This window comes from Ruegeria sp. BK1, from assembly GCF_056535645.1.
Window position 1 is genome coordinate 340,415 of sequence record NZ_JBQFIS010000002.1, and the last position, 17,451, is coordinate 357,865.

The window sequence follows — 17,451 nt, forward strand, 5'->3', positions numbered from 1 at the left end:
ACTTCAAGTTATCGAATAAGTCTTTAGTTGTTGAAGCAATCCAAAACAATGGGGTTCCCGTCCACATCTACAGCGCCTACATCAAATTTGATTTGAGGCGCGATTCGGGGGCGCGTGAAGGCAATCGAGGCGTATCTGCTTGGCGAGATGATAAAATCACCCAGCAAAGGAGTGTAGTCCAAAAAAGACTCGGTCATCAGCATCGTGTCGCCTTGCGCGAATAACGGAATGCGACTTGCGTACAAATCTATTTCGTCATTTGTCAGGTCCAACAGCCCGTCAGTGGATTCGGACCAACAGAACTCCAGAACCCGTTGCGATTCATCCGCGCAATTTTCGGTACATTCGACCGTCGATATGCGCAGCTCGGTTGGATAGCCGTTATCAGTCAGGAACCTGAAGACACTGTCCATCCCGTCGAAATAGTTGGCATCAATAAAACTGTCTTCACGGCTAACCATGTCGGATACCGTATAGGTCGCCTTCGACTGGATATAAGACACCCGGATCGCGTCCTGGACCACAAGGCCGCCAGAGGTCAGTAGAATCAAAAAAGGAAGCACCATCCCCATTTCCACAAGTGCTGCGCCGCTTGTGTCATCTTTAAAGCGGAGGATTGCACAATGAATAGCGCGGGCATGTGTCTTGAGTTTGGAAAACATCAGAAGGGCTCGTTCACAAAGGCAGATTTTGAAACAAGGGCGAAATTGCCGAACTCATCATAGCGTGGCAAAGACCGCAAAGCGTTTATCGGGGGAAACAGAGAGCGCTGGATCAAACAGGCGCGTGCAATCATCAACTGATTTTCGATACCTGCCGTGAAATCAATCGGCGGCATATAGCCGTCCTCGGGAGTCGTATCCAGGCAATTGGTTTGACCCAGATCCAGATTCCAAACCGATCTTTCAACTTCGCGCACCTGCAACAACAGGCTTTCCGAGCAATCCCAGAGAATGATCCGGGCCAGCGTTTTGGCACACATCGCATCTTTGACGCTGTCGTGGTCTGGGTTGGGGATCAGACCCAGTCGCAATTCGCGAAATGTCTGGTCGGTTACCCGATCGAGAGAGATCTGCCGCATCTTCAGATGGGCAAACTCAAGCGTCAGAAAGAGCATCAGCAAAAGCAATGGCAGACAGAGCGCGTATTCGACCAGGACTGCACCATCTTCGTTTTTGCGCCAGCCCCGGATGCGCTGAAAAAAGGTCCCGTATGCACGCCCGTGCGTTGCAGCAGAAGGGGTGGGGATTTTTGCGAAATTCATCATGATTCAAACACTCCAACTCAACTACTGCGTAAGGCGCAGGCGGTTGATTTGACGCGCAATCGATTGAAACGCCGAGTCGATGTCCAAGCTATTTACGTCATAGAAAAAGGCAGGGGACGAAGCGCAATCCAGCAAAGTTGCGTCACCCTGGGCATAGGTATCCATACCAATGGTAAAGATAGTGATGCCGTTATCTTTCGCTGCCTGACAGATTGCCGACGTGCGCGGGTTTTTCGAGGTGTTTACCGTTTGGTCGATAATCCGGTTGTAGTGGCCGACAGCGCTCCTGCGTCTGTCAACTCTGGCGAGAACAAGCTCGGCAAATCTGTATACCGGGAATTGGGCCCATACCTCTGGCCAAGTCAATTGAACCAGCGTTCCGTTCGGTCGGCTCACCCACCGGGCTGTAGATATTTCGAAAAAATCGTTGCGGGTTCTGGGGCGGTTCTGGAAATAATAGAACCTGTTTGTTCCACGTACCTGGACCACAGGTGAATTACCGGTCCTAAACGGCGGCTTGACGTCATAGCTCTGCGTGTTTTCTCCATCCGACATGACGATCAGATACTTGACTGTCTCATCGCTGGTGAATTCGTCGGGGACACCGCGCACGGCCGGACCAGACAGATATTCAAACCCCGGCTCAGTCGATAGAGATGACAAAACCGGTCGCAACGTAGGGTCCAACAAAGCGGCCCCCCATTTCGTCGCCATTTCAATCGAGGTAAAGCCGCCCGGCTGCATTGCTCTGATGCGCGCTTTCAAGACTTCGGGGTCTTCTGACCACGGTACAATGTCACGGGTCGCCGAATCTGTAGGGCAGGCGACCGTACCACTGGTGACCGAACGAGCCCCCGTACTTGGAGCATGATGCGCTGTCCGGTTCAACAAATCCGTCGTTGAAATCGCCGTGGTCTGATAATCAACCTCGTCGCTGAACGTCACGCAATGGGACAGGTTGTGCTCTGCCGTAACCGAGAAATTGCCCAACAGGGCTTCGCCAACCGAAACCTGTGTCGCAAAGGGTACGAGCGATATCGTTGTTCGCCCCGGCTGTCCAGGTCTGGGTTGCACCGCATCAACAAAAGCCTGAGCAGCAGGGATCAAAAGATCCATCCGAGACGGCGTTGACGCTGGGCCGGACGTCGCGCCCGGTGCCCAAGACATTGATCCTGAGTTGTCCAGCGCCACGGCAATTTCCAAATCCTGACGCGATTCCGTAGCGGCGCCGGCGACGGCCACATCCCAAGCTTCGTTGCCGACAACACGGGACAGGTATGCCGGGAGACGTTCACTGGCTTCGATCGATACGGTTCTCTCCGCAATGCCGCTGACAACAGTTACGTTATCCAGATTGTCTGCCAAACCTGCCTTGGCGAAAAAATCTTCGACCAAATCCTCGGGATCGAGCGTTTGCTCCAAATCAGCTGCCGCCAGGCTGGCTGCATCGGTTGTGTTTTGCAGCTTAACCCGTGCGTCCTCGGTCAGCGCTAATTCGAAGGCATATCCGATGAAGGCCATCATCGGGATGAACACTATCGCAACCAGAACCAAAACACCGCCTCTGGTGTCGCGCCGAAACCGCTCAGGCAGGCCACCGGAATTCATTAGATCGCAGTGTGGTTTCTTGTGTGAAGGTGCTCTGTTTTGCCCTTCGTTCAAATCCTCAAAACTCATACCCATCTGAACAACTCATTAAGTGTTGGAACCGTTGAAACGTCGAAAAACAAACAGAACTTTACACCAAAATGAACCATTGATGAACCCAAAATGAACAAATTCCGACAAGATTTGGCCACAATCGTTAATTTGAAATAGTCGTTGAAGTAGACGCAAGGTTGCTGGAACCTTGTTTGCGCTTGGCAGCAGGTCAACACTCAGGTTTATAAAATGGCCTTTTAATCATGATGTTACGCCGAGTTGCACGCGATTGGAGAAGCTTTTCCAAAAAAGGTTCCGCAGCCTTTTGGCCACGAAGCAAACTACCAGCGCAGATGTGGTGGTTTTGTTGTGCCCTGACTCTCAAACCTTTGAAATTCAGCTGATTACTCCGGATTTCGGCGACGATAGGGCTGTGGCGGCTGCATTGTTTGCAAGAATCAAAGCAATGTTGCCTCTGAGCCAGTCGTATCAAGCGTGAAACCGGAAGTACGCATGGGATCGTTTGTCCAATAGCAGGCAGATCGCCGACGGTTAGATCACTGCGCCAAGGTCACTTGTTTGAGCCCGTCGAAAATTTCAGATTTCGCATTTTCACTCAGACAGGGAACGGACAATGCCATATCAAAATCTGCGTGGTCTGTATCGTCAATTTTACCGTTTTTAGAAACTTCGTTGCCCAATTCGGTCAGGATAGTTTGACCTAACCGCAGCAATTCAGGACGGATATCAGCCACAAGATCAGGCGGGTTTGGTACCGGAGAGTCGCCGCCTTGCCACTGGCTGATCCAGCACCGCTGGATAGCCTTCGCTGCTTCGATCTGAGCGCGAAAAAACATCTGGACACTGGGGCCGGACAGACCGGCCTGTTGGGAAGCTTCCACAGCGGCTTGCAGAACCACCGCTTCACGCGCGAGGTCTTCCACGTCGACCTCGTTTCGATACTTCCACGCGGCGACACCCTTCATCCATGACAGACGGTCGTTGATGGAATTAAACAGCGCATCCGTATCTGCGCGCGGCTGCGCAGAAGTCACCAAAAGCATGCAGACAAAAAGGCAAAAAGTCCCAATAGATTGTTTTAGCATGATCTCTGATCGTTATTTGGGGCGCCGCCGGTGCCGCAGAACTTGCGACTGTTCATAGTTTGTTTAGCCCAATGCGTTGTTGCGAACCACAAGAGTTGCGGACAGGGTCGTTCAGGGGCGGTTCTCTAAGATCGTTTTGATCAAAGGTTGCAGGTGTTTTTCGTACCGGCGCCACTTCTCTTTAGACGTCGCATAGAGAGGCTGGCGCACCTGCTGCACGCTGGCGGTGCGGACCCGGCGTTTGCCGGTATAGAATTCAAGGCAACTTTCTGACCAGTCCAACCCGCAATAGTCGATGAGCCCGCGCGCGACCGTGTCGATATCATCCACTAGCGCCTCATACCGGATCGTATGAAAGGCACCTTGCGGCAACACCGTCTGCCAATGCCTCATCAACCGTGTGTAGGCGTTGTAGTAACGCCCCAACTCGACTTGGTCATAGCTGTGCAACTGGCTGCGTTCGAACAGGCGTGTGTAGCAGGACAGGCAGATATCCAGCGGGTCGCGGGTAACGTGAATGATCCGGGCATTGGGCATCAACGCATGTATCAGGCCAACCATTTGGAAATTCGCTGGCATCTTGTCGACCACATGGGGCGCTTCACCGCCCAAACGGGACAGAATGGCCACGTAGTCTTCGGCGCGGCGGGTCAGATCGGCGCTCGACAGACCGTTAAGGGCGTGCGGTACGTTGTTGCGCCCGTCAGGCAGCGCGCCAAAGAGCTGTTGCATTTCATTCAACTCTCCGGCCCCGGCCACCAGCGGGTGGGCGTCCAGAATGGATTCCGTCAGCGTGGTGCCCGACCGAGGCATTCCCAGCACGAAAATCGGTTTTGCGCTAGAAACGCCATGGCGGCGAAGCTGCGCGATCCGGTCGGCTGTAAAGGTAGCAATCAGATCGTCGGTCAGCTTGTCCGTCTCGGCCGCATCGTAGGAGATCAAAGACCGCTTCAACTGCGCGCCTGCCTCGAATTGCGCGAAGGCCTCGTCATAACGTTGTAGCTTCTCGTAGCATTCCCCCATCGCAAACCGATACGAGACCGCCTTTTGCGGCAACATCTCGGCGGCCTTTGTCAAAGCCGCCTCCAAAGCTTGAAACACCGGACTATCCTCGGTGATCTTATTCAGCCGCGCCAAGGCGATTTGCGCGCTTAGCGGATCATCCGAGGTTTCGGCGGCGGCGGTGAACGCATCCCGCGCCGCGTCGAAATCGCCCTGTTCCATCGCCAAATGCCCCAGCGCCAACCGACTGGAGGTCATGTCCGGCTTGATCGCAAGCGCTTTGGCATAAAGCGCACGTGCGCTATTCTCGTCCCCCAAATGCGCTTGGACCAACGCCATTTGATGGCAAGCCACCGCGCTTTCGGGGTCCAGCTTCAAGGCTTGTTCAGCCTCGATCAACGCCAGTTTGGGGTGGTTCTTTTCAAACAGGACCTGCGACAAACCCACGTAGCTTTCCGTCTTTGTCCCATCCAAAGAGATGGCGGCGCGAAAGGCTTTCTCGGCCTCATCCAAATTGCATTCCAACAGCGCGATACGGCCAAAATTGCGGCGCAGCTCAGCATCGCGCGGCGCAGTTTCGGCATGTGCTTCTGCCACAGAGCGGGCGGCGGCGACATCTTCAAGCTCAATCAGGACCGAGATCAGGTTGTTGGCGGTCTCGGACGATGCTGGTTGAAGCCGAAGCGCCTGACGGTAAAGCTTGGCTGCCTTGGCGCGGTCCCCCTGATCACGAGCAATGCTGCCCAGATTGTTCAAAGCCCTATCCAAATCAGGAGACAGAGCCAACGCCCGTTCTTGTGCGGCGCGGGCTTTCTCAAGGTCTTCAAGGTCATAAAAAACCAGACCAAGGTTGGACTGCGCCGCCGCATGCCCCGGCGCCAGACGGACTGCCTGTTCCCCGGCGGCGCGGGCCTGATCCAATTGCCCTGCACTCCGCAGAATTTCTGTGTAGTTGGCAAGGTATTGAACGCTGTCGGGGCGCAGTTGAACCGCGCGCTCAACCGCCTGTATGGCTGCAACGGTTTGTCCGGTCTGGAACGCGATCAGGCCCAATATGTGATGCGCGTCTGCATGTTTGGGGGCGGCGGCAATGATTTTGGATAAAAGCGGCGCGGCATGTGCCAGCGCACCCTTCTGGTACTGCGCCATAGCCAACGAAAACGCCTCCTGTACCGAGATCTGCTGACCCTGCGCAGCCATGATGCTCCTCCTCTGACACGTTGCCCGGTTATTCGGATCCGGGCTGTTGTTGGAAAGGTGGTAGAGCATTCCCGACAATGCGTCCATCCGCAAGCCACGGCGGGTGTGGGGTCGCTAAAGGTGATGATGACGTTTTCGTGTGATTAACTGCATAGACCCACGGCAGTTTCAATTTTAGCATGGGGTAGAAATTTACAGAAAAGGTGAAATGCAATGTTCCCAGACCGTAAATCCATCCTCCCGCTTCTTGTGATCGCATCGACCGCCATCGCGGGGACCGTTCAGGCAGACGACACCGATACCGAAAAGATGTCATTCTTCATCACCAGCGTCGGGAAAGGGGATGGTGCCAATCTTGGCGGTCTGGAAGGGGCTGATGCCCATTGCAACGCATTGGCCAACGCTGCCGGTTCATCTAAGACTTGGGCGGCATATCTGAGCACAAGCATGATGATCGACCGCAGCACCGACCCGATGACCATCACCAACGGTATATCGGCGCGGGACCGGATCGGGACTGGCCCGTGGTATAATGCCAAGGGGGAAATGATTGCGCAGGATGTCGACAGCCTGCATTCGGACGCGGTCAATATCAGCCTGCAAACCGCGCTGGATGAAAACGGCAATCCGGTGAACGGGCGGGGCAGCAAGCCCAACCGGCATGACATTCTGACCGGCTCGGACAGTGCGGGGCATTTCTCGACCTCGGGTGGAGACAGCACATGCAGCAACTGGACTAGCAACAGCCCCAACGGATCGGCCATTGTCGGGCATCATGATCGCGTTGGGCTGAACGATGCGCGCAACATGGTGTCGTGGAATTCGTCCCACGGCTCGCGCGGGTGTGGCGAGGGCGATCTGCCCCGGTCTGGCGGCGCTGGCCTGTTCTATTGCTTCGCGGTCGAATAGCCTGATCCTGAAAACGTGACCGCAGCGCATGGGGCAGGGGTGTTAGAGTTCTCGCGACCGAGTTGGGAGAATTCCATGACCAGACTGCTTCTTGCGTTTGCAGCCCTTTTTCTTGCCACCAGCGCCGCGTTTGCCGAAACCGTGCGGTTCACGGCGGCGGACGGAGTTGTTGTCACCGCCGATTTTCAAAAGCCCAGTGCCGCCTATGACACCGTCCTTGTCCTTTATCACATGGCCGGGGCCAGCCGGGGCGAATATGGTGATATTGCCAAGCGGCTGAACGAACTTGGCTATGCATCGCTGGCCGTCGATCAACGCTCGGGCGGCAAGTTCAACGGCGTAAAGAACGAAACCGCCGCCAAGGCAGGCGGCAACGTGGCATACACCGAAGCGATCCCCGACATGCAGGCGGCGTCAGCCTGGGCGCGTAAGAACGCTGGCGCGCGTCACGTCGGAGTTCTCGGGTCCTCGTATTCCGCGGGTTTGGTTCTTGTCCTCGCCGCGCAGGATCGCAAATTCGCCGATGCTGTCATGGCCTTTTCACCGGGTGAGTATTTCGGTGGCAAGACCTATGTCACCAAACGGCTGGGTGATTTAAAAGATCCGGTCTTTCTGACCTCGGCCAGGAATGAGGCCGGTCAGTGGAAGCCCTTCGCGTCCAAAATCGCCGGTCCCGTCACCGGGTTTCAACCAGACGGGCGGGGTCGGCACGGGGCGTCGGCTCTCGTCAGTGCGGATGGGGCCGAATACTGGGCGGCACTAACCGCTTTTCTAGCCACGCACCTACCGGCAAAGGGAGGGAGTTGAGCGCATACCGCTCAACTTCTTTTTGACCTCGCTGCCCGGGTCTTAGTGACGTTTCTTGGGCGGGATCAGATCTGTGATCGTACCCTCGAACATCTCGGCGGCAAAGTTCACCGTCTCACTGAGCGTCGGGTGCGGGTGGATCGTGTGGCCCAGATCGACTGCGTCTGCACCCATCTCGATGGCCAGCGCAGTTTCGGCGATAAGATCACCTGCATTGGTGCCCACGATACATGCCCCTACGACGCGCTGATCTTCGGGATTGAACAGCAGCTTGGTGATGCCTTCGGACCGGCCATTAGAGAGGGATTTGCCGGATGCAGCCCAAGGGAACACGCCTTTTTCGACCTTGATCCCTTTGGCCTTGGCCTCGGTCTCGGTCAACCCGCACCATGCCACCTCGGGGTCGGTATAAGCGACCGAGGGGATCAGCTTGGCGTCGAAGAACCGTTTGTGACCGGCGGCCACTTCGGCGGCGACCTTACCTTCGTGCACGGCCTTGTGTGCCAGCATGGGCTGGCCGACCAGATCACCGATGGCGAAAATATGCGGCACGCCTGTGCGCTGCTGGTTGTCTACGGCGATGAAGCCACGTTCATCCACCGCAACACCCGCCTTTTCTGCGTCGATCAGCTTGCCATTGGGCTTGCGGCCCACGGCGACCAGCACCTTGTCGAACGTGTCGGTGAAGCTTTCGCCCTTGTCATCTTCGAACGTGACTTTCAGGCCCTTTTTCTGAGGCTCAATCGCGGTCACTTTGGTCTTGAGGAAGATGTTCTCGTACCGGCCCTTAATGCGGTTCATCAAGGGTTTGACGATGTCCTTGTCGGCACCGGGGATGATCTGATCCATCAGTTCGACCACGGTGATGTTCGACCCCAAAGCGTCATATACACAGGCCATTTCCAGACCGATGATACCACCACCAAGAACCAGCATCCGTTTGGGCACATCCGCCAGTTCCAACGCCCCGGTCGAGTCGATCACGCGATCGTCGTCATGCGGGATGAAAGGCAATTCAACCGGTTCAGAGCCCGCAGCGATGATACACTGGTCGAAGGAAACGGTGGTCATGCCATCATCACCCACAACTTCGATCATGTTGGGGCCCGAAAAACGGCCATAGCCGCGCACGATCTGAACCTTGCGGCCTTTGGACAGGCCGTCCAGTCCGCCGGTCAGCTTGCCGACAACGCTGTCTTTGAAGGCGCGCAGCTCGTCCAGGTCGATCTTCGGCTTACCGAAGCTAACACCGTGTGCGCCCATCTCTTCGGCTTCGGTGATAACCTTGGCCACGTGCAACAGCGCCTTCGAAGGGATACAACCCACGTTCAGGCAGACGCCGCCCAGTGTCGGGTTGCGTTCGATCATGACCACCTTCTTACCCAGATCGGCAGCACGGAAAGCGGCGGTGTAACCACCGGGGCCAGAGCCCAGCACAACTACCTCGGCATGCACATCGCCCTGACCAGTCGCCGTGCCGGTGGCGGCCACGGCTTGCGGCGCGGCGACGGGTGCTTCTGCCGGGGCAGCTTCGGGCGCGGCCCCATCGGCGGCTTCCAATGTCAGGATCAACGCACCTTCTGAGACGTTATCGCCTTCGGACACGGCAATCGAGACCACTTTGCCTGCGGCGGGGGAGGGGACCTCCATCGTGGCTTTGTCGGATTCCAGTTCGATCAGTGGGTCCTCGGCGGCGACAGTATCGCCGACCGAGACAAGAATGCTGATCACGGGTACATCGGAGAAATCACCGATATCGGGTACTTTGACGTCCATCTGATCTCTCCTTACCACATCAGCTTGCGCATATCGCCCAACAGCGTCTTGAGCGTCACGCAGAAGCGCGCGGCCAAGGCGCCATCGACGGCACGATGGTCATAGCTGAGCGACATTGGCTGCATCAGGCGCGGCACAAACTCCTCGCCATTCCAGACCGGCGCCATTTTCGAGCGGGTCAGGCCCAGGATTGCCACCTCGGGTGCATTGACGATGGGGGTAAAATGCGTGCCGCCGATACCACCCAACGACGAAATCGTGAAGGTCGCGCCCTGCATATCGTTTGACTTCAGCTCACCCGCCCGGGCCTTGCCGGACAGCTCCATCAGGTCCTTGGAAATCTCGACAATCCCCTTACGGTCGGCATCCTTGATGACCGGAACCACCAGCCCGTTGGGCGTATCCGCGGCGAAACCGATATTGTAGTAGGATTTGCGGATTAACTTGTCGCCATCAGGGTGGATGGACGAGTTGAATTCCCAATGCTGTTTCAACGCACGGACCGAGGCTTTGACGACAAAGCTAAGCAGTGTAACGCGATAGCCTTCTTCCTTGGCCATCGTGTCCATTTCCTTGCGGTACTTATCCAGATCGGTGATGTCCGCCTCGTCATTATGCGTCACATGCGGGATGTTCAGCCAGGACCGATGCAGGGCGGGGCCCGACAGCTTTTTGATCCGCGGCATTTCCACATCTTCCACGGGGCCGAATTTCGAGAAATCGACAACGGGGATCGGCGGGATGCCCATGCCGCCCGCCGCACCGGCAGCAGCCGGGGCCGCCGCGGTTGAGGCTTTCAGGAACTTGGTGACGTCTTCGCGCAGGATGCGACCCTTACGGCCCGAACCGTTGACTTTGGACAGGTCGATATCCAACTGGCGCGCAAAGGCGCGCACCGATGGCGAGGCGTGGGCCTTGCCGAATCCCCCATCCACAACGGGCGCAGGTGCCGGGGCAACAGGCGCTGCGGTCGGTGCCGGAGCGGCAGCAGGTGCGGGCGCAGCCTCGGCCGGGGCGGCAGAGGCCCCTTCGCCTTCCAGCAGCAGGATCAGCGCGCCCTCAGACACGTTGTCGCCCTCGGCCACTTTGATTTCCTTGACGACACCAGCGGCCGGGGAGGGAACCTCCATCGTTGCCTTATCGCTTTCCAACTCGATCAGCGGGTCTTCGGCGGCGATGGTGTCACCGACCGAAACCAAAATGCTGATGACGGGAACGTCCGAGAAATCCCCGATATCCGGGACTGTTACTTCGATTGCCATTTCTATATCTCCTAGTGCCCCGTGGCCTTAAACCAACCGGGGGTTCGGCTTGTCGCCGTCAATTTCATATGTCTTGAGCGCTTTCTCGAGCTCGGCCTTGGTCACAGCGCCTTCACGGTACAGATCGACCATGGCGGCCGCCGCGATGTGGTTGGCATCGACCTCGAAGAACCGGCGCAGGTTCACCCGGCTGTCCGAGCGGCCATAGCCATCCGTGCCCAGCACGGTGTAGCGACCGGGCACGAAGGCGCGGATCTGCTCGGCGTAGTTCTTCATATAGTCGGTGGCCACGATGATCGGGCCCTTGGCTTTAGACAGCTGCTCGGTCACATACGGCACACGTTCTTCGGCCAGCGGGTCCAGACGGTTCGCGCGCGCCGCGTCCTGACCATCGCGAGCCAGTTCGTTGAACGAGGTTGCCGACCAGATATCCGAGGTCACGCCGAAATCTTTCTTCAGCATCTCGGCCGCTTTCAACGCCTGCACCAGAATGGTGCCCGAGCCCATCAGATTGACGTGCTTCTTGCCCGGCTTTTTGACCTCCTGGAACCGGTAGAGCCCCTTGATGATGCCTTCTTCAGCGCCCATCGGCATATCGGGATGGGCATAGTTTTCGTTCATCAGGGTCAGGTAGAAATAGATATCCTCCTGATTGCCATACATCCGTTGCAGGCCGTTCTGGATGATCACCGCGACCTCATAGCTGAAGGTCGGGTCATAGGTGATGCAGTTCGGAATGGTGCCCGCAAGGATATGGCTGTGCCCATCCTCGTGCTGCAACCCTTCGCCGTTCAACGTGGTCCGACCGGCAGTGCCGCCCAACATGAAGCCCCGCGCGCGGCTGTCGCCTGCGGCCCAGGCCAGATCGCCAATCCGCTGGAACCCGAACATCGAGTAGTAGATGAAGAACGGGATCATCGCCACGCCGTGGTTGGAATAGGACGTCGCCGCCGCAATCCAGTCGGCCATGGCTCCGGCCTCATTGATACCCTCTTGCAGGACCTGACCGTTGGTCGTTTCCTTGTAGAACATCATCTGATCGGCATCTTCGGGGGTATAGTTCTGACCCGCCGGATTATAGATGCCTACCGAGCGGAACAGCCCCTCCATCCCAAATGTGCGGCTTTCATCCGGCACGATCGGAACCACGTTCTTGCCGATCCCTTTGTCACGCAGCAGCGTGGTCAGGATGCGGACAAAGGCCATGGTGGTCGAAATCTCACGATCGCCGGTGCCTTTGAGCTGCGCTTCGAACTTGGACAGGTCCGGGATGTCCAGCACGGGTGCGGTGCTGTCGCGTTTGGGGAACTCACCCCCAAGCGCTTTGCGCCGGTCCGCGAGATAAGCCTTTTGTGCATTGTTCAGCGACACGAACGGCGCGTTTGGCAGATCTTCGTCGCTAACCGGGATTTGGAACCGGTCGCGGAAGGCCCGCAGTTGATCTTCGGCCAGTTTCTTTTGCTGGTGTGTGGTGTTCTGACCTTCGCCAGCCGAGCCCATGCCATAGCCTTTAACGGTTTTCACCAACAGGCAGGTTGGCGTGCCTTCATTCTCGGTTGCGCGTTTGAACGCGGTAAAGACCTTCTCGGGGTCGTGCCCGCCCCGGCGCAGCGCCCAGATCTGATCGTCGGTCCAGTCTTCGACCAGAGCGGCAGTCTCGGGGTATTTGCCAAAGAAATGTTCGCGGATATAAGCGCCGTCCTTGGATTTGAAGGTCTGGTAGTCCCCATCGACCGTCTCATCCATCAACTGGCGAAGACGACCGGTGGTGTCTTTCTCCAACAGCTGATCCCAGCCTTTACCCCAGAGCAGTTTAATCACGTTCCAACCTGCGCCGCGGAAGTCGCCCTCAAGCTCTTGCACGATCTTTCCGTTGCCGCGCACCGGGCCGTCCAAGCGTTGCAGGTTGCAGTTGATAACAAAGATCAGGTTGTCCAGACCTTCGCGCACGGCAAGGTCAATAGCGCCCCGGCTTTCGGGTTCGTCCATTTCACCATCGCCCAGGAAACACCACACTTTGCGGTCGGCCATGTCGATATGGCCCCGGTTGTGCATGTATTTCATGAACCGCGCCTGATAGATCGCCATTAACGGGCCCAGACCCATCGAAACGGTTGGGAACTGCCAGTAATCGGGCATCAGCCACGGGTGCGGATAGCTGGACAGACCTCCTCCGCTGACTTCCGAGCGGAAGTTTTCCAACTGCTCTTCGCTGATGCGACCTTCCATGAAGGACCGGGCATAGATGCCAGGGATCACGTGGCCCTGAAAGAACACCAGATCGCCGCCATGAATCGCTGATTTCGACCGCCAAAAGTGGTTCAGGCCAATGTCATACATGACCGCCGACGAGGCGAATGAGGCGATGTGCCCACCGTATTCGCTGCTGACCTTATTACGCCGCACAACGGTCGCCATCGCATTCCAGCGGTTGATCGTCCGAATGCGCCATTCCATGTCCTGATCGCCGGGAAAGGCATACTGATCATCGACAGGAATGGTGTTCTGGTATGGCGTGGTTGCCGAAAACGGCAGAGTCGCCCCGGCGGCGCGCGCCTTTTGCACCGCTTTGTCCAGCAGGAAATGCGCACGATTGGCGCCGTCCCGTTCGATGACGTCTTCGATGGCGTCCTGCCACTCCTGAGACTCGATTGGGTCGATGTCGGGTTCAAGGTCTTTCATGTGGCAGGGTCCTTTTTTGTGTGTGTCCGCGCGTTAGACGAAGAACTGCGCGCCGTTAGCAGAGATGGTCGAACCGTTGATGAACTGACTGTCATCCGAGGCTAGGAAGGCCACGCAGCGGGCGATCTCCTCAGGCTCGCCCAGCCGTCCCGCCGGGATTTGTGCGATGATCGAATCGCGCACCTTCTCGGGGACAGCCATGACCATCTCGGTTGCTATATATCCGGGGCAGATCGCGTTGGCGGTGATGCCAGCCCGCGCGCCCTCTTGCGCCAGAGATTTGACGATGCCCAGATCGCCCGCCTTGGTTGCGGCATAGTTCACTTGCGCGAACTGACCTTTCTGACCGTTGATCGAACTGATGACGATGATACGGCCAAACTTGCGCTCGCGCATACCGGGCCAGACGGGGTGGACGGTGTTGAACACACCGGTCAGGTTGGTGTCGATCACGTCTTTCCACTGGTCCGGGGTCATCTTGTGGAATGGTGCGTCGCGAGTGATGCCTGCATTGGCCACGACAACGTCAATGGGTCCGAGGTCCGCTTCGACTTGCGCGATACCTGCGGCCGAGGCTTCGTAATCGGCAACATTCCACTTGTAAGTCTTGATACCTGTCTCGGCGGTGAAGGCGGCGGCCTTTTCATCGTTGCCTGCATAAGTCGCGGCTACATTATATCCTTCAGCCTTCAACTTTCTAGAAATTGCTTCGCCGATACCCCGGCTACCACCGGTTACAAGTGCAGTACGTGTCATTTTCAATTCCTCCAATTAGTCAGAAACTTTGACCTAACTCACTTTGTTACGTAGCGTAATTTTCAGCGTACGGATAGGCCTGAGCGGAATACCAGCTATGCGTCTCAGGAAAAGTTTAACGTTAAACTATCTGAAAAACGCCACGCATAGCCTTGGGCGATTTACTTGATCCCTTAGCCATAGTTGCGGGATTTTGACATCTTGCCGATCCCCGGATTGAAAGAGTTTGTCGGATCGCAACACGTGTAATGCGCCGCAAGGTCGGGTTTGGCCTTATAGAGATGTCCGACATTATGTTCCGCCGGATATTCAGCACCACGTGCGTCGAACAGCTTCAGCATCGCAGCCTTCAGTGCTTTGGGATCCGCCCCTTTGCGCACCACATAGTCCTGGTGCATCACGTGACACATGAAGTGGCCATAGTAGAGTTTGTGAACAATCTGATCGCTGATCTCGGGCGGCAAAACCTCAAGCCAATCACGATCATTGCGGCGTAGGGCTACGTCCAGCGCGATGATGTCCTCGACCTCATCTGCGTGAATCGCCATGTAGCGCACCGCAGCACCGGCGGCTGCAAACCGGTGCAGACCCGCGATCTTGGCTTCGCGGGGGGTGCATTCGAAGAAACCTGCATCGCGCCCTTCGAAGAAGCCGGGCAACCAATTGCGGATCGCCTCGATGCCATCGTCCTTCATCTTCAGGATCAGATGATGTTCATAGGCCTCTCGGTATTCGATCATCCTCTTGGGCAGGACCTGCGGCAGGAGGCTGACTGCGGCCTGCATGAACCGGTCGGTGAAATTGCGCAGAAAAGGAATGCGCCGTAAACGTGCATCCACTGCGCCCTTCAGCGCAAAGAACATCGGCAAGCGATCTGTGCCCAACTTGTCGATCATCCACACCGTGTCCTTACCGTAGGCCTTAGTGATGTCGAACACGTCGCGCTGCATGTACTCGGCCGAGACTGGCAGGGACGCGAATTGCGACAGGATATGCCGGCGCAACTCGGCCAGATCGTCTGGGGAGTTGGTTCCGATATAGAAAACCTGTTCAGCCTCGTTCTTGGCGAAAGTGTCCAGACGCACGGCAAACACAGCCATTTTTCCGGCTGAACCCGCAGTTTCAAACAGCTTCGCCTTATCCGCATTGTATCGTGCGGGCGTTTCGGCATCCACGTCGCGCACGATCTGCGCATAGTCACTGGCCGAGGCGCGTTTATTCGTGGCCCCCGGATTGCGCTCGAACTGACCAGTATCGAGATTTGACAGTATCTGTTCCGGTGTCTCACCCAGATCAATGCCCAGGTGGTTGACCAGCTTTAACGTGCCGTCTTCGGTGATGCGGGCATGGACCGACAGCTCGGTGTAAACCGGCCCGCGTTCAACCAATGAACCGCCCGAGTTGTTGCAGACCCCGCCCACAATCGACGCCCCGATGCACGAGGATCCGATCACCGAGTGCGGCTCACGCCCCATTGGGTCCAGCAACTTTTCCAATGCAAAGAGCGTGGCACCCGGAAAGCTGACGACTTGTTCGCCGTTGTTCAGCGGCACCAGAGTATCCATGCGGCGGGTGTTGATCAGAACCACATCGCGGTCATAGCGGCCTGAGGGTGTTGACCCTTCGGTCAGGCCCGTATTGGCGGCCTGCATGATGACGATCTTGTCGGCTGCAACACAGGCTTGTAGCACCTTCCACTGTTCCAGCAGGGTGCCGGGTTGTACGACGCACAGCGCCTCGCCTTCACCCGACCTGAACCCACGGCGGAACCGCTCGGTGGCGCGTGCGCCGGTCAGCACATGGCGTGACCCGACGATTGCGCGGAAGTCGGATATGAGGGCATCGTTGGTCATGCCGCGTTCCGATGCGCCAACCCCTGAACCGTCACCGGGTCACGAAACCGCAGATTGGCGCGCGACAGTTGATCAACCCGCGTGACGCCCATCAGCTTCATGTCGCGCTCAATCTCGGACCGCATCAGCCCCAACGCGCGTTCGACACCGAGCTGTCCAGCAGCCGCCAGCGGATACAGATAGTGCCGTCCGACACCAACCGCCTTGGCCCCCAGAGACAGCGCCTTCAGCACATGAGTGCCGCGTTGAATGCCGCTGTCCATCATCACGTCCAGCTTGTCACCCACCGCATCCACGATCTCGGCCAGTTGGTCGAAAGGTGTGCGCGAGCCGTCCAGCTGACGTCCGCCATGGTTCGACAAGATGATCCCGGTGCAGCCGATCTCGGCCGCGCGGCGGGCGTCCTCGACGGTCATGATCCCCTTGAGGCAGAACTGACTGTCCCATTCGCGCACCATCTGGGCCACATCGTCCCAGTTCATCGACGGGTCCAGCATTTCGGTGAAATAACCACCGATGGAACTAGCCCCGCCGCTCATGTCCACGTGTTCATCCAGTTGCGGCAGGCGGAATTTCTCGTGCGTGACATAGTTGATGCCCCACATCGGCTTGATCGCAAACTGGATCATGCCGCCCAGCGTCAGCCGGAACGGGATCGAGAACCCCGTGCGCAGATCACGTTCGCGATTGCCGCCGGTGATGGAGTCCACGGTCAGCATCATCACCTCGACACCAGCCTCTTTAGCGCGCTGCATCATGGCCGAGTTCAACCCGCGATCCTTGTGGAAGTAAAACTGATAGACCTGTGGGTTCTTGTGTTTCTGGCGCAGTTCTTCCAGCGACACCGTCCCCAGTGACGAGACCCCGAACATCGTCCCGTATTTCTCAGCCGCCGCCGCCACCGCGCGTTCCCCCTGATGGTGGAACAGGCGCTGCAGGGCGGTGGGTGAGCAATAGACCGGCATATCCAGCTTTTGCCCCATCACCGTCACCGACATATCCACGTCCTTCACGCCGCGCAGGACCGAGGGCAACAGGTCGCAACGGTCGAACGCGTTGGTATTTTCGCGATACGTCACCTCATCATCCGCGCCACCGTCGATGTAGTTGAAGATCGGTCCCGGCAGCCGCTGTTTGGCCAACCGCCGGAAATCGTGGAAGTTATGACATTGGGTCAGGCGCATTGTTGA

At 57.3% G+C, this 17,451-nt stretch carries 13 protein-coding genes; 2 read left to right on the forward strand and 11 right to left on the reverse strand.

From position 1 onward, the window contains the following. Window positions 1-23 precede the first annotated feature (23 nt). The 5 genes from ACR3E7_RS19990 to ACR3E7_RS20010 form a co-directional block, all read right to left on the reverse strand. Window positions 24-662, reverse strand: a complete 639-nt coding sequence (locus ACR3E7_RS19990; RefSeq protein ID WP_170772167.1) for a TadE/TadG family type IV pilus assembly protein — start codon at window positions 660-662, stop codon at window positions 24-26. Beyond that, window positions 662-1,267, reverse strand: a complete 606-nt coding sequence (locus ACR3E7_RS19995; protein ID WP_480504619.1) for a TadE/TadG family type IV pilus assembly protein — start codon at window positions 1,265-1,267, stop codon at window positions 662-664. Before ACR3E7_RS19995 ends, ACR3E7_RS19990 begins: the two co-directional genes overlap by 1 nt. 21 nt (window positions 1,268-1,288) lie before the next feature. After that, on the reverse strand, window positions 1,289-2,875 hold the full coding sequence (locus tag ACR3E7_RS20000) for a TadE/TadG family type IV pilus assembly protein (RefSeq protein ID WP_480504617.1): 1,587 nt from the start codon (window positions 2,873-2,875) through the stop codon (window positions 1,289-1,291). Window positions 2,876-3,465: 590 nt separating this feature from the next. After that, the gene (gene aroQ / locus ACR3E7_RS20005) at window positions 3,466-3,963 is read right to left on the reverse strand and encodes a gamma subclass chorismate mutase AroQ (RefSeq protein WP_170789178.1); all 498 of its coding nucleotides are present in this window, start codon (window positions 3,961-3,963) and stop codon (window positions 3,466-3,468) included. A gap of 162 nt (window positions 3,964-4,125) precedes the next feature. Beyond that, complete coding sequence (locus ACR3E7_RS20010; RefSeq protein ID WP_480504615.1) at window positions 4,126-6,216, reverse strand: tetratricopeptide repeat-containing sulfotransferase family protein; 2,091 nt, start codon at window positions 6,214-6,216, stop codon at window positions 4,126-4,128. Window positions 6,217-6,429: 213 nt separating this feature from the next. Between ACR3E7_RS20010 and ACR3E7_RS20015 the strand changes: the two genes are divergently transcribed. After that, window positions 6,430-7,125: a hypothetical protein gene (locus ACR3E7_RS20015; protein ID WP_480504613.1), complete on the forward strand. Its 696-nt coding sequence runs from the start codon at window positions 6,430-6,432 to the stop codon at window positions 7,123-7,125. Window positions 7,126-7,200: 75 nt separating this feature from the next. Next, complete coding sequence (locus tag ACR3E7_RS20020) at window positions 7,201-7,932, forward strand: CocE/NonD family hydrolase (protein WP_480504611.1); 732 nt, start codon at window positions 7,201-7,203, stop codon at window positions 7,930-7,932. A gap of 42 nt (window positions 7,933-7,974) precedes the next feature. Here ACR3E7_RS20020 and lpdA read toward each other — a convergent pair whose 3' ends face one another. The 6 genes from lpdA to ACR3E7_RS20050 form a co-directional block, all read right to left on the reverse strand. Beyond that, window positions 7,975-9,708, reverse strand: coding sequence for a dihydrolipoyl dehydrogenase (lpdA, locus tag ACR3E7_RS20025; protein ID WP_170772152.1), 1,734 nt, complete (start codon window positions 9,706-9,708; stop codon window positions 7,975-7,977). An 11-nt stretch (window positions 9,709-9,719) separates the two neighbouring features. Continuing rightward, on the reverse strand, window positions 9,720-10,970 hold the full coding sequence (aceF, locus tag ACR3E7_RS20030) for a dihydrolipoyllysine-residue acetyltransferase (RefSeq protein WP_480504608.1): 1,251 nt from the start codon (window positions 10,968-10,970) through the stop codon (window positions 9,720-9,722). A 27-nt stretch (window positions 10,971-10,997) separates the two neighbouring features. Further along, a complete protein-coding gene (aceE, locus tag ACR3E7_RS20035; RefSeq protein ID WP_480504606.1) occupies window positions 10,998-13,652 on the reverse strand; it encodes a pyruvate dehydrogenase (acetyl-transferring), homodimeric type in 2,655 nt (884 codons plus the stop codon). Window positions 13,653-13,685: 33 nt separating this feature from the next. After that, window positions 13,686-14,408 (reverse strand): acetoacetyl-CoA reductase, encoded by a 723-nt coding sequence (gene phbB, locus ACR3E7_RS20040; protein ID WP_170789190.1) that lies wholly within the window; start codon window positions 14,406-14,408, stop codon window positions 13,686-13,688. 173 nt (window positions 14,409-14,581) lie between these two features. Beyond that, window positions 14,582-16,261, reverse strand: coding sequence for a D-lactate dehydrogenase (gene dld / locus ACR3E7_RS20045; protein WP_480504604.1), 1,680 nt, complete (start codon window positions 16,259-16,261; stop codon window positions 14,582-14,584). Further along, window positions 16,258-17,445, reverse strand: a complete 1,188-nt coding sequence (locus tag ACR3E7_RS20050) for an alpha-hydroxy acid oxidase (RefSeq protein WP_480504602.1) — start codon at window positions 17,443-17,445, stop codon at window positions 16,258-16,260. Before ACR3E7_RS20050 ends, dld begins: the two co-directional genes overlap by 4 nt. Window positions 17,446-17,451 lie beyond the last annotated feature (6 nt).